A 21,517-nucleotide genomic window follows, 5' to 3' on the forward strand; every position below is an offset into this window, starting at 1 on the left:
TCAGGGACAGACAAATGTCTAAAATCTAAAATCTAACGTCTAAAATCTACTTCAACCAAATCCCCACCGACAAATTCACACTCTGGTGGTTCATTTTTTCGCGGAAGCTCACATAAGTAAGCTGTTGGTAGGCATAGGTTGCGGAGACTGTAAAGTTCGTACGCTTAATATCATCGTAAAGATAGAAAAGTCCGATTTTTCCCATGGCGCCTTTATCATATATCCCTCCTAGTCGAACGGAATACCCGGCATTTGCGACGGCACCCACACGTGAAACATCACCGATATAGGCGAAGGGCAAACGTGCGTCAATGAAAAGCGGAAACAGATTACGATCGTATTTAAAATTACCTTCTTGTGTTTCGGTTGGATTGGCGAATTTATAGTCGCCGCGCAAAACTTCGTTTCCTAGTCCTATACCTACAAAGGCGCGTTCGTCGAAGTTACGGCCGAAGATAAAGTGCAGGCTATAACCATTAAATGTACCCTCGAAACCCGGATTGTTCACGCCGAGGCTTCCACCGCCTTGCAGTAAGGTATAATACTCGCGTTGGGCAAAGCTGTATGTAGAAAATAAAAGCAAAAAGGTGCTGATCGTAAAAAGTCGCTTTAGCATCGTATGGTTAGTTAAGTATCTTGTAGATTAGTTCGCTCATTAAATCGCCATGACTTGTCAGATGGCCAACATTCATACCCTTCGATTTTAAGTCGTATTCTTTGATCAAATGGATGATATCAAACGTTTTACGTCGATTAAAGTTTCTCGCGGCATACTCATATTCTTTCACGAAGAAAGGGTGCACACCTAAGGCTTTCGCTGCCGCCGCCGAATTCTTATCCGGCAAATAGTGATATTTAAGAATCTTCGTAAAGTAGGTACCTAGCGAACCAATAACGACCGGTATAGGGTTAGATTTCGGATTGGACGCAAAATAGTTAACAATTTGAAACGCCTTGAGGGAGTTTCGCTTCGAAAGTGCCGTATTCAATTCGAACACATTGAAATCTTTACTGATACCAATATTACGCTCAATATCCGCCGGCCCTATCTCCTGCTCCGCCGATACGTTGAGCATCAGCTTCTCGATTTCATTTGCCACCTTCGATAAATCAGTACCCAGGTAGTCGGCCATCATTGCCGCTGCTTGCGGATGAATTTTACGTCCGCTGGCAGTTAATTGCTCGGAGATCCAACCAGCAACCTTATCATCGTAAAGTTTATTGGATTCCAACACAACCCCCACCTTATCCATTGCTTTATACGACTTCTTACGCTTATCAAACTTGCCGTATTTATGCGCGAAAACCAGTACCGTGCTTGGCGTAGGTTGTTCTAAATATTTTTGCAGCAGATCATCGTCCTTCCATTTCAAGTTCTGCGCCTCTTTCACGATAATGACTTGATAGTCGCTCATCATGGGGTAGCGCTTCGCCATACTGATTAAAGTGGAGAAGTCAGTTTCCTTACCATATACCACCGACTGGTCAAAACCTTTTTGCGCTTCTTCGAGCACCTGATGTTCAATAGCATCGGAAATTAAGTCGATGAAATAAGGCTCCTCACCATGTAATAAATAGATAGGGCTAAGCTTTTTCTTCTTGATGTCAGCTAAAATGGATTGGGTATTCATGTCCCACGAAATTACGAAAAATCTTTTAGCATTCCGCGTCGAGAATGCGATAGATGAAACCCAATGTACAACCCAATCAATCCCCTTTGGGAGCGGGTTTGATTGGGTTATACATTGGGTTTACAAGGGTTTTGAAAGGGAAGTGTCTCATAGAAGTTTTATGCTAAATATTTCGTAATTTTGTAAATGTTTAGGCCAGTCCCACTGAATTTACCTCCCTTTCCAGCAAAAATAATAAAGAAAGCCAATCAGTATTTTATTTTTGATGAGCTTCGGAAAAAGCATTTAATGCTAACGCCAGAGGAATGGGTAAGGCAACATTGGGTTCATCACCTGCACAAAGAGAAAGGTTACCCGCTGTCCTTAATGAAGATTGAAGGAGGATTGCTGCTCAACAGTTTACAAAAACGCAGTGATCTTGTGATCTACAATACTTCAGGCGAGCGTATTCTTTTGGCAGAGTTTAAGGCGCCGACTGTCAAAATTACCGAAAACACCTTTCGACAAATCGCGAATTACAATACAATTTATAAAATTCCGCTGCTTTTAGTCAGTAATGGACTTGAGCACCATTATTGTAGTATAGATTTCGATCATGGGAATTTCACATTTCTGGCGGATTTACCAACATTCGCCCATGAGCAATAGGAGAATTTAAAATAAGTATTATATTAGTAAGTCAAAATTAGAAGGAACAAAACATGGATATCAATAAAGACGAATTCAGAAAATACGCGATTAAGCACCATAGAATTGGAAGTCAACACGTTGATGGCTATATTTCTCGCTTACAGCAACAAATTCCATCCAACCTTACGCCGTACATTATCGAGGAGCGTCAATTGAACGTTGCACAGATGGATGTGTTCTCGCGTTTGATGATGGACCGCATCATCTTTTTGGGTGATGGTATCAATGATCAAGTAGCAAACATCGTACAGGCACAGTTATTGTTCTTACAATCTACTGATGCTCAGCGTGATATTCAGATTTACATCAACTCTCCAGGTGGTAGTGTGTATGCAGGTTTAGGTATCTACGATACGATGCAGTATATTTCGCCAGATGTTGCGACAATCTGTACAGGTATGGCCGCATCAATGGGTGCTGTATTATTAGTAGCTGGAGCAAAAGGGAAGCGTGCAGCATTAAGACACTCGCGCGTGATGATTCACCAACCGTCGGGTGGTGCACAAGGTGTTGCTTCAGATATGGAGATCAACCTTCGTGAAATGTTGAAATTGAAAGAGGAATTGTACACGATTATCGCTGAGCACTCTGGCCAGACTTATGACTGGGTAGAGAAATCATCAGATCGTGATTATTGGATGCGTGCTGCGGAGGCCAAAGAATTTGGTATGATCGACGAAGTATTGCTTCCTAAAAAGGAAACAAAATAAAGAAAATGAGTAAATCGAACAGTAGAGACATCCATTGCTCTTTTTGTGGCATCAGTAAGAATGAAGCCCAAATGCTTATTGCAGGCGATGGTGCCCACATCTGTGACAGATGTGTTCAACAAGCTGGAGAGATTTTGGCGGAGGAATTAAAGCAGAGAAAGAACAAGTCTTTACAGACGACTTTGAAGCTTATTCGTCCTAAAGAAATCAAAGAACATCTAGATCAATATGTTATTGGTCAGGATGATGCTAAGAAAGTAATTTCTGTGGCGGTTTACAATCACTACAAACGTTTAAATCAACGTGTTGACAATGATGAGACGGAGATTGAAAAATCAAACTTGATTATCGTTGGCGAGACGGGTACTGGGAAGACCTTATTGGCGAAAACCGTTGCCAAGATTCTAAATGTTCCGTTTTGTATTGTAGACGCAACTGTACTAACTGAAGCAGGCTATGTGGGTGAGGATGTGGAGAGTATTTTGACGCGTTTGTTGCAGGCAGCGGATTACGATGTCGCAGCGGCAGAGCGTGGTATCATCTACATTGATGAGATTGATAAGATTGCCAGAAAGAGCGATAACCCTTCAATTACCAGAGATGTGTCAGGAGAAGGTGTTCAGCAAGCTTTATTGAAAATCTTAGAAGGCACGAATGTCAATGTTCCACCGCAGGGCGGTAGAAAGCACCCCGATCAAAAAATGATTACGGTAAACACGAATAATATCCTGTTTATTTGTGGTGGTGCATTTGATGGTATTCAAAAGAAGATTGCTAACCGATTGCGCACGCAAACTGTTGGTTACAAAATGAACGATGAGGAACAAGAGATCGATTTAAATAATCTTTACAAGTACATCACTCCTCAGGATTTGAAAAACTTCGGTTTGATCCCTGAGTTGATTGGTCGTCTACCGGTATTGACACACTTAAATCCATTGGATAAGGAAACCTTATTGAGCATTTTGACCGAGCCTAAGAATGCGTTGGTTAAACAATACAAGAAGCTTTTTGAATATGAGGGTGTTAACCTGAAATTCGATAAGGCGGTATATGATTTTATCGTTGATAAAGCTTGGGAATTTAAATTAGGAGCTCGTGGTCTTCGAAGCATTTGTGAAGCAATTATGCTTGATGCGATGTTCGAGATACCGACCAGCAAGGAGCAAAGCAACGAGAAGGACTTGCACATTACGTTGGACTACGCGAAGAATAAGTTCGCAAAGACGGATTTCAAGAAGCTTCAGGTTGCATAAGAATTTAACCCTCGCCCATCGGCGGGGGTTTTTTATAAAATGTAAAATTTAAAGAAAGGAATAAATATGACAAAAAAGAATGTAAAGGAAGTAGATTCACCTGTAAAAGCAGGTTTAAAGACAAAAGAGGATATTGTTAACAATTGGTTACCGAGATATACCGGCCGGCCGCTGGATGAGTTTGGCGAATATATTTTGTTAACAAATTTCTCGAACTATGTGAAGTTGTTTTCGCAAATGCACGACGACGCCCCGATTATGGGCGAAGACAAGCCAATGCAAAGTTGTACGGCTGAAGGCATCACGATCATCAATTTCGGAATGGGGAGTCCGATGGCGGCGACGATTATGGACCTCCTATCGGCCATTGCGCCAAAAGCGGTGTTGTTCCTTGGAAAAACCGGCGGTTTGAAAAAGAAAATCGGTGTTGGCGAGTTGATCCTACCGATTGCTGCCATTCGTGGAGAAGGAACCTCGAATGATTATTTCCCTTCCGAGGTGCCCTCGCTACCGGCCTTCGCTTTGCAAAAAGCAATTTCAACGACCATTCGTGATCATTCCAGGGACTATTGGACAGGAACGGTTTATACGACCAACCGACGCGTTTGGGAGCATGATAAAAACTTTAAGAAGTATCTGAAAACCATCCGTGCAATGGCGGTGGATATGGAAACTGCAACCATCTTTAGTGTTGGTTTCGCAAATAAGATTCCGACTGGCGCATTATTGCTCGTCTCGGACCAGCCAATGATTCCTGAGGGCGTAAAGACTGAGGTGTCGGATGTGTCTGTTACGAAGTCTTATGTGGAGCAGCATTTGAAAATTGGGATCGATGCATTGAGTCAATTGAAAAATAACGGCTTAACGGTGAAACATTTGAAGTTCTAAAATTTGGCTACCTTTGTGGAAGAAAACAAACAGCACAAACTTTCACCTATGTGGTACAACAACATCTTAGAAACCATTGGGAACACCCCTTTGGTTAAACTAAACAAAGTTACCAAACCCCTAAAAGGAACCATACTAGCGAAGATAGAGACGACCAATCCCGGGAACTCGATCAAAGATAGAATGGCCTTAAAAATGATTGAGGATGCCGAGCAGGCAGGCCTATTAAAACCCGGAGGTACCATAATCGAGGGTACTTCGGGTAATACCGGGATGGGATTGGCAATGGCAGCCGTAGTAAAAGGCTATCGTTGTATCTTCACCACGACCGACAAACAATCCAAAGAGAAAATAGATGCCTTACGCGCTTTTGGTGCGGAGGTTATCGTATGTCCGACGAACGTTGATCCGGAGGATCCTCGCTCCTATTATTCGGTTTCCAGCCGTTTAGAAAAGGAAGTACCAAACGCGTGGAAGGCGAATCAGTATGATAACCTTTCGAATACGCAAGCACATTACGAACAAACCGGCCCGGAGATTTGGGAGCAGACCGAAGGAAAGATTACGCACCTTGTTGTAGGTGTGGGTACCGGTGGAACCATCTCGGGTACCGCGAAATACCTTCGCGAGAAAAATCCGAATATTAAAGTCTGGGGAATCGACACCTATGGTTCCATCTTCAAGAAATACAAGGAAACCGGCATTTTCGATAAGAATGAGATCTATCCCTACATCACGGAGGGCATTGGTGAGGATTTTCTCCCTCAGAATGTCAACTTTGACCTGATCGACCTGTTCGAAAAAGTAACAGATAAGGATGCAGCCTTGATGACGAGGGAATTAGCACGCAAGGAAGGTATCTTTGCGGGCAACTCGGCGGGTGCAGCCGTTGCCGGCTTGTTACAATTAGGCGCAGAACTGAAAGACGAGGATGTCGTTGTTGTGATTTTCCATGACCATGGCTCACGCTATATGGGCAAGATGTATAATGAGGATTGGCTTCGTGAGCGTGGTTTCCTGAAGGATGAGAAACTCACGGCGAAATCCATTCTGAAGAAACGTGCCAATCAAGACATTATAACCGTCGATGTTAAACAGTCGGTTCTTGAAACTTTCAACGTCATGAAGTCGTTAAATATTTCTCAAATACCACTGACCCAACAGGGTATGGTCGTGGGCAAAGTAACAGAAGCCGATATCTTGAATGCGCTGTTGGATAATCCATCGCTCAAATCGGCCGAAGTTGAAACAATTGCTTCGAAACCATTCCCATTTGTGGATCTAAATATGTCAATTGATAAGATCTCCACTTTAATCGACAAGGATACACAGGCGGTATTGGTGGAAGATGAACTGGGAAGGATAAATATCATTACGCAATACGATATAATTAACGCTATTTCTGAGGTATAGTTTTCCTATATTTTTCGTTATCTTTAATAAGATGGCTTAAAAATAATGGAAAGAAACAATACTTTAAAAAGAATTGAATATTGGATAAAAGCTAGGTTAGGAAAAATATCCTTTATAGATATAGAAGAAAAGCGGGATAAACAATGGTACGGCAATGGCTACGGTGGATTTTATGTGGATCCGAGCCTAGTTCCGGAAAATGCCATTGTTTATTCTTTTGGTATTGGTGAAGACATTTCTTTCGACCGCGATATCATCAAAAAGCATGGAGCGCAAGTATTTGGCTTCGACCCTACCCCCAAGTCCATCAACTGGATTGCCAAACAGGAATTACCTGCAAATTTTCACTTCCACCCCTTCGGCATTGGCGAAAAGACTGGAATCGTTACTTTCCATCTACCTAAAAATCAGGATCATGTTTCGGGCTCCGTATATGAGCACAAGCTCGTGGATGAGACGAACGCCGTAGACGTTCTTTTAAAAGAGTTTAAAGAGATTGTTCAGGAAAATGGGCATACGGCTATCGATGTGCTAAAAATGGATATAGAAGGCTCTGAATATGCGGTAATGGAAGGAATACTAAACAGTGGGATTGCAATCAAGCAGATTCTAGTGGAAACCCACGAACGTTTCTTTACAGACGGCAAAGCCAAGGGCGATCTATTCTTTAAGCAGCTCTATCAAAAGGGTTATCGCATCTTTGCGATCTCAGATACCTATCAGGAAATTTCTTTAGTGAAAGCAAAATAATAAAGCCGTCTTTGTTGACGGCTTTATTTTATTTTTTGGCAGGTTCTACTTCTGTAACGATGTAGACGTCTTCATGATCTTTTTTCATCTTATATTTTTCGCGCGCAATTCTTTGTATTTCGCTCGGGTTGTATTGAACATCTTTAATGGAATTTTCGATGTTCTCAATCTCTGCCGTATAATAGGCTTTCTCTTCCTCAAGCTTTGTCTTTTCCTGCTGGAAGCTGTATTGCGTTGCAAAATCATACCGATCAAAGAATACCATCCATACGACAAAGGCAACCCCTGCGATAAGGTATTTATTTCGAATAGTATTGATAAAGCGTTCCATAGAATTGAATTGTTAAGCTAAAACCTCGATAAAGATAGTTATTTTCCCGGGAAGATTACAAATGGGAATTTTGAAGAAAATATAGGGAAATAAAAAAGGGAACCTTGCGGTTCCCTTTTTGAATTTGATTACTTCTTAGGAGCGTATTTGAACTCCTTGCCAATGAACTTGGCATTGCTACCCAATTCTTCTTCGATACGAAGCAATTGGTTGTATTTCGCGATCCTATCAGAACGGGAGATTGATCCTGTTTTGATTTGTCCACAGTTCAATGCTACCGCTAAGTCAGCGATTGTATTATCTTCAGTTTCTCCAGAACGGTGAGACATTACGGAAGTATAGCCATTCGTTTGTGCCAAATGCACCGCGTTGATAGTTTCCGTTAATGAACCGATTTGGTTTACTTTTACTAGGATTGAGTTTCCAGTATGAGTGTCAATACCTTGTTGAAGACGTTTTGTGTTAGTAACAAATAAATCATCACCTACTAATTGAACGCGGTCTCCGATTTTCTCTGTTAATAATTTCCAACCTTTCCAGTCGTCTTCTGCCATACCATCTTCGATCGAGATGATTGGGTATTTCTCCGTTAATTCTGCTAAGTAAGCTACTTGCTCTTCTACTGTACGAACAGCACCGCCTTTACCTTCAAACTTCGCGTAATCGTATTTTCCTTTCACGAAGAACTCCGTTGAAGCACAGTCTAATGCTAGACAGATATCTTTTCCTGGTTTGTAACCTGCTTTTTTAATTGCCTCAAGGATAGTTTCGATAGCGTCTTCCGTACCTTCGAAAGTTGGAGCGAATCCACCTTCATCACCTACTGCTGTAGATAAGTTACGGTCGTGAAGGATTTTCTTCAAGTTGTGGAATACTTCAGCACCCCAACGTAAAGCTTCAGAGAATGATTCAGCACCTACTGGCATAATCATGAACTCTTGGAAAGCGATCGGAGCATCTGAGTGTGCACCACCATTTACGATGTTCATCATCGGCAATGGTAATGTGTTTGCATTTACTCCACCGATATAACGATATAATGGCTGGCGGCTTTCTTGTGCTGCCGCTTTAGCTGCTGCTAAAGAAACACCTAAGATTGCATTTGCACCTAATTTACCTTTGTTCTCTGAACCATCAAGATCGATCATGATCTTGTCGATAGCATTTTGCTCGAATACATCAACACCTTCTAATGCTTTTGCAATTTTAGTATTCACGTTTTCAACAGCTTTCAAAACACCTTTACCTAGGTATTTCTTTTTGTCGCCGTCACGTAATTCTACTGCCTCGTGTGCTCCTGTAGAAGCTCCAGAAGGAACTGCTGCACGGCCTACAAAACCATTCTGTGTCGTTACATCAACCTCAATGGTTGGGTTTCCTCGCGAATCTAAAATCTGACGCGCATGTACATCGATTATCAAGCTCATTTTTTTCTTTGGTTTATTTTTCTCTTGTCTATACTTAGTGTATTCAGAACACTAATATAGTAAAATATATATCTTAATCAAAAATAGGAAAAAACTATAATGTTAATGCTAAGCAAGAGGAATTTTAATTGAGCATGGATAAAGAATAATTCATTAAAATCCTACTGTTGTACGGACGGGCATGTGATTTCTAAGGAATGTATAAGGATGGATAGAACATCACACTTTCATATTCTATGGGGAGAGAAAAAAGCATGAAAGTATGTGATAGTTTTGAAAACAGACGTTTCGAAAGAACAAAGCCTCAGAAGAAATTCTGAGGCTTTGCTATTATCGTTTTTGTTTATGCTTTGATCATGGCAACGAAGTCGTCGAACAAGTAACGTGAATCGTGTGGACCTGGAGATGATTCTGGGTGATACTGAACCGAGAATGCTTTCTTGCCTTTCACACGGATACCTTCGATCGAATTGTCGTTTAAGTTGATGTGTGTAATTTCTACTTTGTCTGAGTTTTTGATATCTTCCGCTACCACACCGAAACCATGGTTCTGTGATGTGATTTCACATTTGTTAGCAATGATATTTTTTACCGGGTGATTGATACCGCGGTGACCATTGTGCATCTTGCTCGTACGAATATCATTTGCCAACGCCAGGATTTGATGTCCTAAACAGATACCGAACATTGGTTTATCTGCTGCTAAGATATCTTTGACTGTTTGGATCGCGTAGTCCATTGCTGCCGGGTCGCCAGGACCATTCGAGATGAAGTACCCATCAGGATTCCATTCTTCCATCTCCGCAAATGTTGTTTTCGCCGGGAATACCTTCGCATATACCTGACGAGAATCGAAGTTGCGCAGGATATTCTTCTTAATACCTAAGTCTAGTACCGCAATGCGTGTTGGAGCAGACTCTTCACCGTAGAAATAAGGTTCTGTTGTAGATACTTTAGAAGATAACTCTAGTCCGTCCATCGATGGCACCTTTGCTAGTTCTGCTTTCAGCGACTCTTCATCAAGATTTTCGGATGAGATAATAGCGTTCATTGCACCTTTGCTACGGATGTGGCGTACTAATGAGCGAGTGTCAATATCCGAGATACCTACTAAGTTGCCGTCTTGAAAATAGTTTTGAATGGATTCATCGGCCATCTTGCGGCTATAGTTGATATTGTAATTCTTACAAACTAAACCTGCAATCTGAATCTTATTCGATTCCGCATCCTCTTCGTCGATACCGTAGTTTCCGATATGTGCATTGGTTGTAACCATAATTTGCGCATAGTACGAAGGATCGGTAAAGATTTCTTGGTAACCCGTCGTTCCGGTGTTGAAACAGATCTCTCCCGTCGTGGTACCAATTTTACCTGCTGCTTTTCCATGAAAAACAGTTCCATCCTCAAGGACTAAAATTGCTGGCAATTTGCTGTAGTTGGTCATTCTTATTTCGAGTTAAATTAATTCATTCCTTTGTGAAACCATTTTCCCGCCCGAGCACAAAAAAAGCCCAAACGGGCTATTATATCAATTTATGAATTGATCTGATTTACAGATGCGATTTGTGACGATATTGGGTAGAAGGTCTCTTTCATTTTATTGGGAGACAAAGGTACAAATAAAAACAAAACACTTCTAAATTTTTGAATAAAAATTTAGAAGTGTTTTGTTTTAGATATTCAGTATTTAGTAGTTAGTCGTAAGACCTATGGTTTGTCAGGGGGATCCGTGAGAAAGTTGAATTGCCCATTTATTCTTTAAACAAGATTTGAAGGATTAGCTAGCATTAGGTCTAAATACTAACTACTAAATACTTAATACTAAAAAAGGCAGCCAATCGGCTGCCTTTTTATCGTTATTTCGTTAATTTAAATATATCGTTTCCGAAGACAAATATCATGAGGGCTACGAGAATAAAGAAGCCGACCATTTGTGCTCTTTCAAGGAATTTCTCGCTGAGTGGCTTACCTTGAATCATTTCGATCAATAGGAAGATGACGTGTCCACCGTCTAGTGCTGGGATCGGGAGGATGTTCATAAAAGCTAATGCCATAGAAAGCATACCTACAAGTCCCCAAAAGCGAACCCAATCTACCTCCGTACCAAACATAGTTGCTATACCTACAGGCCCAGATAAGGCTTTATCAGCACGTACTTCACCTTTGAAGATTTTTCCAAACCCTTTTATGTTATCCGTGATTACGGAAAATGCTTTTGCAGCACCAATTGGTAAGGATTCTAGCAAGCCATACTGATGTTGTACGAGTGGTAAGTTAGCAAATCCTAAGATCGAGGTAGTATCGGCTGCTGCCTTCAACTCCACAGGAGCACCATTACGGATAACGCCTAACACTATTTCTTTGCCCTTATTAGCTTCAATCTGATTCTTGAACTCTTCCAACTGAACCACCGGCAAGCCGTTAATCGATACGATACTATCCCCTACCGCTAATCCCATCTTGTCGGCACGCGAGTCTTTCTCAATTTTTGATACAGGAAGCATCTTGAACATAGGTTCTACGAACTCGTTCTTCTTATGTTCTGAAACATCGTTTAAGATGTCAGCAGGCATCTTAATCTTGACCTCCTGCCCTGCACGTTCTACGGTTAGCTCGGCATCGCCCATGAGGACTTCCGATGCCATGATATCAGCGTAAAACAAGTTAGTCTCTTTACCATTGACAGCAAGGATTTTATCCCCATCCTGAAGACCTACCTTCTGCCCGATAATTCCAGGTTTAACACCGTATAGCTGTTTTGTGTTCAGATCTGTTGTCCCGTAGCTAAAGGTTAGCATCCAGAACACCACAATACCGACAATCACATTGACGATAATACCGCCTAGCATAACAATAAGTCGCTGCCAAGCTGGTTTTGAACGGAATTCCCATGGTTGTGGCTCACCTTTCATTTGCTCCGTATCCATCGACTCATCGATCATACCAGCTATCTTCACATACCCTCCTAGTGGTAACCAGCCCACACCATACTCACATCCTTTATAATTGAACTTGAATAACTTCACGCCCCAGGCATCGAAGAACAAGTAAAACTTTTCTACTTTAATACCAAAAGCACGAGCAGCAAGGAAGTGTCCTAACTCGTGTAATATGATTAATAATGACAGGCCAAGAAGAACCTGTAATACCATGATGATAATTCCCATCTAATTTAATTTATTGTAATTAATATCTTCGTTCTATTAAACTTCGTGCCACTCTTCTACTTTCCTCATCATAGTGCAAATAGTCCTCTAAAAGAAGGTTTTCCTTCTGATCAACCTGACACATTGTCTCTTCGATGATGTCGCTCATCCCTAAGAAGGACACCTCATCGTTAAGGAAAGCTGCAACCACGACTTCATTAGCTGCATTCAAGACACAAGGTCTATTTCCACCTTCGCGAAGTGCTTGATAAGCTAGCTCTAAATTGCGGAAGGTCTTCATATCGGGAGTTTCGAATGTTAAACTCGGATAGTTCGCAAAGTTGAAACGTTCGAAATTGTTCTGAATTCTATCAGGATAGGTCAATGCGTATTGTATAGGCAATTTCATATCAGGAAGTCCCATCTGTGCTTTCATCGAACCGTCTTGAAATTGCACGAGTGAGTGCACAATAGATTGCGGATGAATAATTACATCCACTTGCTCCGCCTCTAAATCGAATAGCCATTTAGCTTCAATTACTTCCAACCCCTTATTCATCAAAGATGCCGAGTCTATCGTAATCTTCGCGCCCATTGACCAGTTCGGATGCTTTAAAGCTTGCGCTTTGGTCACATGCTCAAGTTCTTCTCTGCTCTTTCCGCGGAACGGACCTCCGGATGCTGTTAATACAATCTTCTCTATAGGGTTCGATTCTTCACCCGGCAAACATTGAAAGATGGCTGAATGTTCCGAATCAACTGGCAGCAAACGAACTTTATATTCTTCAACAAGTTTTTTAATCAATTCCCCCGCGACAACCAACGTTTCCTTATTCGCTAAGGCAATATCCTTTCCTTTTTTTATTGCAGCAATGGTTGGCTTCAGGCCTACCGATCCCACAATAGCAGTTAATACGATGTCAATCTCTTCGAGCTGTACCGCATCAACCAACGCCTCTTCTCCGTAAGCTACTTCGATATCCGTACCTGCCAAAGCCTCCTTCACGTGCTTGTAAGCCTGTTCTTCCGAAAGCACCACTAACTTTGGCTGAAACTTGATAGCCTGTTGAATCAACAGATCTGCATTACGTCCAGCAGTTAATACAGAAATTTCAAAGCGATCCGGAAAACAAGCGACAACCTCCAGCGTTTGAGTCCCTACGCTTCCTGTTGAGCCCAATACGGCTAAATTCTTTTTTTCCAAGGTAATGTATTTATATGATATTATCCATCAAGGTTGGCTCGGAGCCTCCTTTGAAAGCCTTCATCATATCGATATATACGACAGACATGACAATGCTAACCACTGGTATAATAATAAATGAATTTACTAAACTTAATATTCTCGATACTAACGTATATCCTAGGTATTCGGTTCCAATCTGCAATAAATGAGTCGAAGCGATTGCTAAAATAATAACCAATAAGCGAAACACATTGCCCTTAGTCATGGCTAAGCTAAACTTATAGGACCGTATGGTATTAAACCCATGTTCGATAATAAAGAATGGGTAGAAAGTCGTTCTTATCAGCACAAAGAGCATAACCACACCTGTTAAAAACGGGTGTACCTCATAGCGAACCGTATCCATACTGAGACCTACGAACAAGAGCGGAAAGCACAGCACATACATAACCATGTAGATTACGAACGCAATTAAGCTATAGATAATCAAACCGAAGATGTAATTGACGAATTGCGAAAAAGACGGAACGAACCCCCAAAAGCCGGGCTTCTTTTCGCCCTTTGCCAAGACGACAGCATTCTTCAACAACACCAATTGCAAACTAAAATATAGCCCCACAAAGGCGAGCAATAAGATAATCTTGATGAAATAGTTAGAAGAATCAAAATACAGCGCTAGGAACGTCGATAGATTCGACGTGACGAATAATAAAAAGCATAAACCAGCAATCGAAATATAATTACGCAATAAAATATCAATCGCTCTAACTACAACATCATTCGCTTTAAAAGTAATGTCTTTCAGAAATTCCAACATGGCCATATTATTAATGCAAATATGGTGATTTTTTTGGTCTAAGCAATTTTTTTAGCCTGATAAATCAAAAATATCCAGCGGTGTAAACAGCCTTACCACACAGTCATTTGCATAAAAAAGGCTAGGATTTCTCCTAGCCTTACTCTATTATTTTAAATTTTCTGGAATTGGTTTCTCCAGTAAATATTGATAGTAAAAACGAACGCGTTCTTTGAAATCGTATGCTTGTTTAGAACGTCCGAAACCGTGTCTACTTCCCGGGTAAATCATCAACTCAAACGGAACTTGTCTATCTGTCAATGCATCCACCAATTGGATCGTATTCTGCATATGCACATTATCGTCTAAATCACCGTGCATGATGCGTAATCTTCCCTTGTACTGGTCAACATAAGGCAATATCGAACCATTCTTGTAGCCTTCAGGATTTGCTTGAGGCGTATCCATCCAACGCTCCGTATAATGAGTATCATATAATTCCCATCCTGTTACAGGCGCACCAGCAATACCAAAATCAAAGTAATCCGCACCTTTGGTTAATGCTAAACAAGTCATATAACCACCGTAGCTATGTCCGGTAATCAATAACTTATCTTTGGCTACCCAAGGTTTAGCCTTCAACCATTTTGCGATCGTGATGTAGTCTACCAGCTCCCAGTTACCTAAGTTTCTGTGCATCCAAGCCACGCCTTGCTTGCCGAAATGTCCGGAAGCTCGGTGATCACATTCAATTTGAATGACACCTTCATTCGCCCAATACTGTCCATTCACACCTTTCCACGTATTCTTTACAGTACCCGCATCCGGACCGCCATAGATCGACATGATCACAGGATATTGCTTAGACTCATCAAAATCTGTAGGATAAGTAATGATCACTGGCAAATTAAACTTGCCGTCATCCGAAGGAATCGTAAAATACTCACGCTTTCCTACATTGTAGTTAGCAAACTCAGCAGACTTGCTATCAGCCAATTCTTTGATGACTTTGCCATTGTTGTCTACTAAAGCAACTTTCGGCGGTGTATGAATATTGGAATATGAAGTAATGAAATACTTTCCATCAGGAGATACTTTGACATCATGTGTATAATCGCCAAATGTTAGTCTTCTAAAATTCTTTCCATTAAAGTTTACACGGTACAAATCGATAGTCGCGGAGTTTTCTTTTCTAGCTGTAAAGTATAGAACCTTTGCCTTTTCATCGATATGAGCAATCTCTTTTACTTGCCACTCACCCGAAGTCAATGGATTGATCAGCTTACCTGATAAGGTGTATAGGTAATAATGCGCCCATCCTGTCTTATCCGATTTTAAGATGTAATGCTTATTATCTGCTAGGTAAGTAATTCGTTCATCATGATCTAAGTTGATCCATGTAGGTTGTTCTTCGTTGTATATCTCAGACTTAGAACCATCATTTGGGTTCACCGCATAGAACTTCAAGTTTGTTTGATCGCGATTCATCCATTGGACCATGATCGATTGGCTATCGAAGCTCCAATAAGGCTGGCCGAAGTACTGATCATCCTTTTCATTGAAAGAAGCCCACACTACTGGAGAGCCTTCCGCTTTCACAAAACCAACCTTCACCTCCGGATTCGGATCACCTGCTTTTGGATAGCGTGTCTCTTCCAAATAACCGTGCTGTCCCTTCGAAACATAAATCGGGAACATCGGCACGTTTGTATCGTCGAAACGCATGAAAGCTAGTTGCTTGCTATCCGGAGACCACCAGAACGCTTTATAATTAGTCGGGCGACCAAGAATCTCTTCATAATAAACCCAAGATGACCAACCGTTGTAGATAACGTCGGTGCCATCAGTTGTATATCTTATTTCTTTACCAGTACTTACATCTAAACTATATAGATCGCTCTTGCGTGTAAAGGCCACATATTTTCCGTCGGGCGACAAAGTCGGGTTTTGCTCATCAATCTCCGGCGACTGTGTCAGCTGTTTAGCTGGGCTGCCCGGATATTGGATATAGATATCTTTATCCTTTACAAAGACCTCTGTAGAGGACTTCGTAGGATACGTATAGCCCTTCTTCTCTCCAGTTTTAACATTCACCTGGAAAAGCTGACTTCCATTGCTCTCAATATAGTTTGATTCATCGGCCCATCCTCTGAAACTACTGATCGGCTTGGTTAATGAAGGAGCTTGCCCCCAAGATTGTTCAAATGTTAACTTCTTAGTTTGCGCATTTGCTCCATCCACTGCTACAAACAGCAAGGCTGTAAAAGCAACAGGTAAAATTCTGTTCATAAATAAAATTACTTAGTGAAGTCCCGAAAATAAGAAAAACAAATCGTTCTTACTCGCAATCCGTGTAACTTATTTAGTTAAGAAGAAATATTACCTAAAAGAAAAGAATAAAAAAAGCCACTATTCAGTGGCTTTTATCTTTTTATGGACAACTTAGAAGGAGAAATTGTCTTTTTGTATTAATTCTCCGTTGCTCTCGTAGTTTGAATCGTCTTGGTTCGGTTCATACCTTTTTTCAACTACTTCTTGGTTCGATTTGATATATTCTACCACATCTTGCAATCCTTCAGCAAACTTTTCAAAGTCCTCTTTATATAAGAAAATCTTATGTTTAATGAATTGTCCGTCTTCGAAGCGTTTTTTGCTTTCCGTAATTGTCACATAATAGTCGTTTGAGCGAGTCGCTTTTACATCAAAAAAATAAGTACGCTTACCTGCTCTCACCTTTTTTGAAAATACCTCTTCACGCTCTTTGTTATCAAAATCTCCCATTAGATTAGTATAAAATTTAAGTTTAACCCTCTATTTTCAGTCATAAATATATAATAATTAATTTCAATCAACCAAATTTTATTAAAAAAAAATATATTTATATTAAGGCGTTAATCTGCATGAGGTTCAAACGTTTGAGGCGACCTAAAACTATTTCACCGATTTTTTACAGCATTTCACCGAAAAAAAGACTCCGAAGACCTATTTGCTATGGGCATATCCTTATATTCGCTCTACTTTTGGGTTATACTTAATTAAATGACGCAAGGCTATGAACACACAACAAACAAACAAGAACAACGGCGAGAAACCACCAAGAAACAATAATTCGACCACGATGGCCGGTATGTTCATTGTTTTCTTCGGGGTAGCTATCTTGTTGAAAAACATGAACATGGGAAGCATTGTTCCCTCCTGGATTTTCGGATGGGAAACAATCCTTATCATCATCGGTTTAGTGATCGGAGTAAACTCAAAATTCGAAAAGAAATCATCGATTATTCTTATCGCTATCGGTAGTATCTTTCTATTAAAGAACGAATTGGACTTATCATTCGGACGCTTTATTATCCCTGTAGGTGCTATTATTCTAGGCATTTACTTAATCAAGCGTAATCGCGAAACTCCAAAACTACCTCCAACAACACCTACAGACGACGAATACGACTGGGATAAGCGTGTTGGCTACGGTGATCCAGCAACTTACGAGGGAAACCCATCAGAATCCCATACCGCAAACCCTACAAATTCCTATGCTCAAGCAGACCGCGTTGAGCATAGGGATGCTTCCTATAGAAGCTACCGTCCTGATTTCGAGAATTACCTCAAAGTAGACAACTTTTTCTCAGACACTAAAAAGATTATTCTATCAAAGAATTTCTTAGGAGGAAATATTACCTCCGTTTTCGGTAGCACCAACTTGAACTTCCTTCAGGCAGATTTGAAACAACCGGTCGTTATTGATACCTTCCAATTGTTCGGTAGTACAAAAATTATTGTCCCTACCAACTGGCGTGTATCTTCCAATGTTGCCTCCGTATTTGGCGAGCTCGATGACCGCAGACCCATGATTGAAGTGACAACAGACGAAAACAAGAAAATCTACATCACGGGGACATCAATCTTCGGCGGCTTGACCATCAAAAACAGCTAACATACGCTATGAGAAAACCGCTCAACGAACAAAGCAAACGCTCTGTAATCCACGCCTCGTCATGGATTATTTGCGTTTTATACTTCCTGATTGTCTACAGTCTATTATGGTGGTCGAAAGTTGCAAAAGATGCAGCAATATACGATGCGACCATCTCAGCATTGTCAATCACGGGAATCACCTATTTAGTTTATAGCTCATTACAATATTACCTTCCGAACAACAAAAACTTCTGGAAGCTTTTTTCTATAGCGGCCATCTTCACCCTGATTAGTATTCTCATCACCCGTTTCCTAATTATTCAATTCGTACCGGACGAAAATCTTCTTTATTTAACCTTCAGTCTACCCTTCCGTTTCGTTATCAACTTCTTGATCATCACTTGCGTCATGATTATCAACATTTTTTGGAACATACAGGAGGAATTGCTGGAAAACAAAAGAAGAAAGGACGAAAGCGAGCGCATGGTCCGCGATGCTGAGCTGTATAACCTGCGACAACAGCTACAACCCCATTTCTTATTCAATAGCTTAAACTCCATAATCGCACTCATCGGCAGCAAACCAACGGAAGCACGCAACATGGTATTCCAACTGTCCGACTTCCTGCGCGGAACAATGCGTAAAGACGATCGGCAATTTAGCACCGTAGAAGATGAACTCAATCACCTGAAACTGTATCTGGATATTGAAAAGGTGCGTTTTGGACACCGCTTATCTACGGAATTCGATTATAACGATGAGGTATTGGCTGGAAAGATCCCGGTGATGATCCTGCAACCTTTGGTTGAAAATGCAATCAAATTCGGATTATACAATGTCACCGAACAAGTTTTAATAAAAATACACTTAACTTTAACAGATAATATACTGACTATACAGATCAGCAATCCATTTGAGTCGGATCAAACCGAACAGAAGAAAGGCACGGGATTCGGACTATCGAGCATTCAACGTCGCTTATATCTACTATTCGGACGCACAGATTTATTGCTGACAGAAACACAAGACCAAACGTTTATATCTACATTAAGAATACCACAATGATAAAGACTATCCTAATTGATGATGAACCCCTAGCACGCAGCATGGTTTTAGAATACCTTCAACAGCACCCTGAATTCCAAGTATTGGCGGAATGCAACGATGGTTTTGAAGGCGTAAAAGCGATACAGCAACATCAACCTGATTTAATCTTCCTCGATATACAGATGCCGAAATTAACCGGTTTCGAAATGCTAGAACTTCTCGATAGCCACCCACATATCATCTTCACTACGGCGTTTGATGAGTATGCCTTAAAAGCATTTGAAAAAAACGCGATAGACTACTTATTAAAGCCTATCCGTCCGGATCGTTTTGAGAAAGCAATTGACAAGTTCAAAGCATCTTTTCAAAGCAATGCCAATCCGAAACTGGAAACAGAGAAGCTTCAGGAAACATTAGAGGAAGAGTCTTTAGAACGTATCGTCGTAAAAACAGGTGCTCAAATTAAGATCATCCCTGTACAACAGATTAATTACTTGGAGGCCTATGATGATTATGTAAAAATACATACCAATGATGGGATGTACCTGAAGAATAAGACCATGAGCTCCTTCGAGAAACAGCTCGACGGCAAGCAATTTGTCCGCGTTCACCGTTCTTTTATCGTTCGTGTGGATTTGTTACAGAAGATCGAACCCATGGAAAAAGACAGTTATATCGCGACCTTGAGTAGCGGAGGTAAAGTGAATATCAGCAAATCCGGATACGCCCGATTGAAACAGGTAATCGGTTTATAATTTGTTTTGTAGATTTGAGGATGACAATCAAAAAGATAAGCATATGTTTCGTTATGCTGTTCGTCTTGCTGCAAAGCACATTTGCTCAATCAGAAGACGAACGAAAGAATCGCGCAGTCTATAACAGAATCGAATTCTTGATCAATACCCAGCAAGCAGACTCCATCTACTCGCTCGCGGCACCATCTTTCCAACAAGCAATCAGTAGGGAGGACTTTATCAAAACCTCCGAGAAGCTGTTTTCGTTAGGGAAGATTCAAAACTCGGAGCTCGACAAGTTTAACAAAGGAACTGCACTATATCGCGTTTCTTTTGGCAGTACCGAACTTGGATTGGCATTGGCAATCGACTCGACGATGAAGTTTACAGGATTGATGTTTCAACCGATAGACCCAAAACAGGGACCGAAGAAAGAGACTGTTATCTCGCAAGTAGAAACCAAAAACCCTTTAGACTTCTTTGTAGACTCGCTTGCACGGACTTATGCAGAACAACAAAATGCACAATCGCTGGCAATCGCTGTCATCCACAAGAACAAGCTAAACAGCTTCTTCTACGGCGAAACCGCAAAGGGAAACAATACCCTTCCCGACGGCAATACCCTATATGAAATTGGATCTGTAACAAAGACATTTACCGCATCGCTTCTCGCAGACCTAGTCAACAAAGGGACGATCTCATTAGACGATACGATCACGAAATTTCTGCCCGATTCGGTCGCTATGAACCCAGCGCTGCAGAAAATTACGTTTAAGACCTTAGCGAACCACACTTCCGGACTGCCACGATTAGCCGATAATATCGACAAGAATCCAAAGTTCAATCAAGCAGACCCTTACGCTCTATACGACCGTAAAGCATTATTCTCCTTCTTAAAGCATGTAAAGCCAGCACGCCAACCCGAAGAAGAGTTCGAGTACAGCAACATCGGCTATGGACTTTTGGGCGAGTTGATCAGCATCATCAGCAAAAAGCCCTACATGCAACTGATGAAGGAGCAATTGCTCACGCCATTAGAAATGACCAACACCAGTGATAAAATTGATCCTAAGAACAAAAACATCGCTAAACCATACGATAAAAACGGCAAAGAGGTTGGCTACTGGCATTTCCAAGCACTCACAAGCACTGGAGGCCTCAAATCATCATTGAATGACCTGCTCCGCTATACCATCGCGCAATTGACTTTCCCAGAAACCGACATACAACGCGCAATGCACCTCACCAAGCAATTCACGTTTTTCATTCCACCAAATACCGACATCGGACTAGCGTGGCGCATGAATATGCTCGATGACCAAATCTATTTCCACCACACCGGAGCAACCGGCGGTTTCAATGCCTTCGTAGGCTTTGTCCCCGATGAAAAAGCTGTAGTCATAATGCTCGCAAACTCCGAATTAAGCGTCGCAGATTTAGGAAAGAAATTATTGGAGAAGGTATTGACGACGAAATAAGTTTAGATATTAGATGTGAGACATCAGATATTAGACTTTAGATGTTGAGAGTATTGTCTTGAACCAGAAAAGGAAGGAGAAGATTGTCTTGAACCTTTGGTTTAGAAAGGGAGTTTGTC

At 41.1% G+C, this 21,517-nt stretch carries 20 protein-coding genes; 10 read left to right on the top strand and 10 right to left on the bottom strand.

Annotation, left to right across the window (positions count from 1 at the left end; all coding sequences use genetic code 11):
- Positions 1-46 precede the first annotated feature (46 nt).
- Complete coding sequence (locus tag QYC40_RS13370; protein WP_301990637.1) at positions 47-616, bottom strand: hypothetical protein; 570 nt, start codon at positions 614-616, stop codon at positions 47-49.
- A gap of 7 nt (positions 617-623) precedes the next feature.
- Positions 624-1,631 carry a DNA polymerase III subunit delta gene (holA, locus tag QYC40_RS13375; protein WP_301990638.1) on the bottom strand — a complete coding sequence of 336 codons (1,008 nt, stop codon included), beginning with the start codon at positions 1,629-1,631 and terminating at the stop codon, positions 624-626.
- 288 nt (positions 1,632-1,919) lie between these two features.
- Here holA and QYC40_RS13380 point away from each other — a divergent pair, with 288 nt between their 5' ends.
- The 6 genes from QYC40_RS13380 (at position 1,920) to QYC40_RS13405 (ending at position 7,338) form a co-directional block, all read left to right on the top strand.
- Positions 1,920-2,279, top strand: coding sequence for a type I restriction enzyme HsdR N-terminal domain-containing protein (locus QYC40_RS13380; RefSeq protein WP_367652281.1), 360 nt, complete (start codon positions 1,920-1,922; stop codon positions 2,277-2,279).
- A gap of 53 nt (positions 2,280-2,332) precedes the next feature.
- Positions 2,333-3,031: an ATP-dependent Clp endopeptidase proteolytic subunit ClpP gene (gene clpP, locus QYC40_RS13385; protein ID WP_149525205.1), complete on the top strand. Its 699-nt coding sequence runs from the start codon at positions 2,333-2,335 to the stop codon at positions 3,029-3,031.
- A 5-nt stretch (positions 3,032-3,036) separates the two neighbouring features.
- The gene (clpX, locus tag QYC40_RS13390; protein WP_301990640.1) at positions 3,037-4,287 is read left to right on the top strand and encodes an ATP-dependent Clp protease ATP-binding subunit ClpX; all 1,251 of its coding nucleotides are present in this window, start codon (positions 3,037-3,039) and stop codon (positions 4,285-4,287) included.
- 66 nt (positions 4,288-4,353) lie between these two features.
- Complete coding sequence (locus tag QYC40_RS13395) at positions 4,354-5,175, top strand: AMP nucleosidase (RefSeq protein WP_301990641.1); 822 nt, start codon at positions 4,354-4,356, stop codon at positions 5,173-5,175.
- A gap of 48 nt (positions 5,176-5,223) precedes the next feature.
- Positions 5,224-6,588: a pyridoxal-phosphate dependent enzyme gene (locus tag QYC40_RS13400; RefSeq protein ID WP_301990642.1), complete on the top strand. Its 1,365-nt coding sequence runs from the start codon at positions 5,224-5,226 to the stop codon at positions 6,586-6,588.
- Between the two features lie 45 nt (positions 6,589-6,633).
- On the top strand, positions 6,634-7,338 hold the full coding sequence (locus QYC40_RS13405) for an FkbM family methyltransferase (RefSeq protein WP_301990643.1): 705 nt from the start codon (positions 6,634-6,636) through the stop codon (positions 7,336-7,338).
- Between the two features lie 28 nt (positions 7,339-7,366).
- Here QYC40_RS13405 and QYC40_RS13410 read toward each other — a convergent pair whose 3' ends face one another.
- From QYC40_RS13410 to QYC40_RS13445, 8 genes are all read right to left on the bottom strand, one after another.
- Complete coding sequence (locus tag QYC40_RS13410; RefSeq protein WP_301990644.1) at positions 7,367-7,669, bottom strand: septum formation initiator family protein; 303 nt, start codon at positions 7,667-7,669, stop codon at positions 7,367-7,369.
- Between the two features lie 128 nt (positions 7,670-7,797).
- The gene (gene eno, locus QYC40_RS13415) at positions 7,798-9,096 is read right to left on the bottom strand and encodes a phosphopyruvate hydratase (RefSeq protein ID WP_260045409.1); all 1,299 of its coding nucleotides are present in this window, start codon (positions 9,094-9,096) and stop codon (positions 7,798-7,800) included.
- A 343-nt stretch (positions 9,097-9,439) separates the two neighbouring features.
- Positions 9,440-10,540, bottom strand: a complete 1,101-nt coding sequence (gene carA, locus QYC40_RS13420; RefSeq protein WP_149525198.1) for a glutamine-hydrolyzing carbamoyl-phosphate synthase small subunit — start codon at positions 10,538-10,540, stop codon at positions 9,440-9,442.
- A gap of 412 nt (positions 10,541-10,952) precedes the next feature.
- Entirely contained in the window at positions 10,953-12,263 is a 1,311-nt protein-coding gene (rseP, locus tag QYC40_RS13425) for an RIP metalloprotease RseP (protein ID WP_301990645.1), read from the bottom strand.
- Positions 12,264-12,282: 19 nt separating this feature from the next.
- Positions 12,283-13,446 carry a 1-deoxy-D-xylulose-5-phosphate reductoisomerase gene (locus QYC40_RS13430; RefSeq protein ID WP_301990646.1) on the bottom strand — a complete coding sequence of 388 codons (1,164 nt, stop codon included), beginning with the start codon at positions 13,444-13,446 and terminating at the stop codon, positions 12,283-12,285.
- A gap of 10 nt (positions 13,447-13,456) precedes the next feature.
- Positions 13,457-14,245 (bottom strand): hypothetical protein, encoded by a 789-nt coding sequence (locus QYC40_RS13435; protein WP_301990647.1) that lies wholly within the window; start codon positions 14,243-14,245, stop codon positions 13,457-13,459.
- A 147-nt stretch (positions 14,246-14,392) separates the two neighbouring features.
- Positions 14,393-16,513, bottom strand: coding sequence for a S9 family peptidase (locus QYC40_RS13440; RefSeq protein ID WP_301990648.1), 2,121 nt, complete (start codon positions 16,511-16,513; stop codon positions 14,393-14,395).
- A gap of 153 nt (positions 16,514-16,666) precedes the next feature.
- Positions 16,667-17,005 carry a DUF3276 family protein gene (locus tag QYC40_RS13445; protein ID WP_149525193.1) on the bottom strand — a complete coding sequence of 113 codons (339 nt, stop codon included), beginning with the start codon at positions 17,003-17,005 and terminating at the stop codon, positions 16,667-16,669.
- A 271-nt stretch (positions 17,006-17,276) separates the two neighbouring features.
- On the opposite strand from QYC40_RS13445, the gene QYC40_RS13450 reads away from it, so the two are divergent.
- Genes QYC40_RS13450 through QYC40_RS13465 form a run of 4 tightly spaced genes read left to right on the top strand, consistent with a single transcriptional unit; the run spans position 17,277 to position 21,398 of the window.
- Positions 17,277-18,158 (top strand): LiaF domain-containing protein, encoded by an 882-nt coding sequence (locus tag QYC40_RS13450; RefSeq protein WP_301990649.1) that lies wholly within the window; start codon positions 17,277-17,279, stop codon positions 18,156-18,158.
- An 8-nt stretch (positions 18,159-18,166) separates the two neighbouring features.
- Positions 18,167-19,204: a sensor histidine kinase gene (locus QYC40_RS13455; RefSeq protein WP_301990650.1), complete on the top strand. Its 1,038-nt coding sequence runs from the start codon at positions 18,167-18,169 to the stop codon at positions 19,202-19,204.
- On the top strand, positions 19,201-19,941 hold the full coding sequence (locus QYC40_RS13460; protein WP_301990651.1) for a LytTR family DNA-binding domain-containing protein: 741 nt from the start codon (positions 19,201-19,203) through the stop codon (positions 19,939-19,941). Before QYC40_RS13455 ends, QYC40_RS13460 begins: the two co-directional genes overlap by 4 nt.
- A 53-nt stretch (positions 19,942-19,994) precedes the next feature.
- A complete protein-coding gene (locus tag QYC40_RS13465) occupies positions 19,995-21,398 on the top strand; it encodes a serine hydrolase (protein WP_301990652.1) in 1,404 nt (467 codons plus the stop codon).
- Positions 21,399-21,517 lie beyond the last annotated feature (119 nt).

The sequence above is a fragment of the Sphingobacterium sp. BN32 genome (genome assembly GCF_030503615.1).
Lineage (GTDB): Bacteria > Bacteroidota > Bacteroidia > Sphingobacteriales > Sphingobacteriaceae > Sphingobacterium.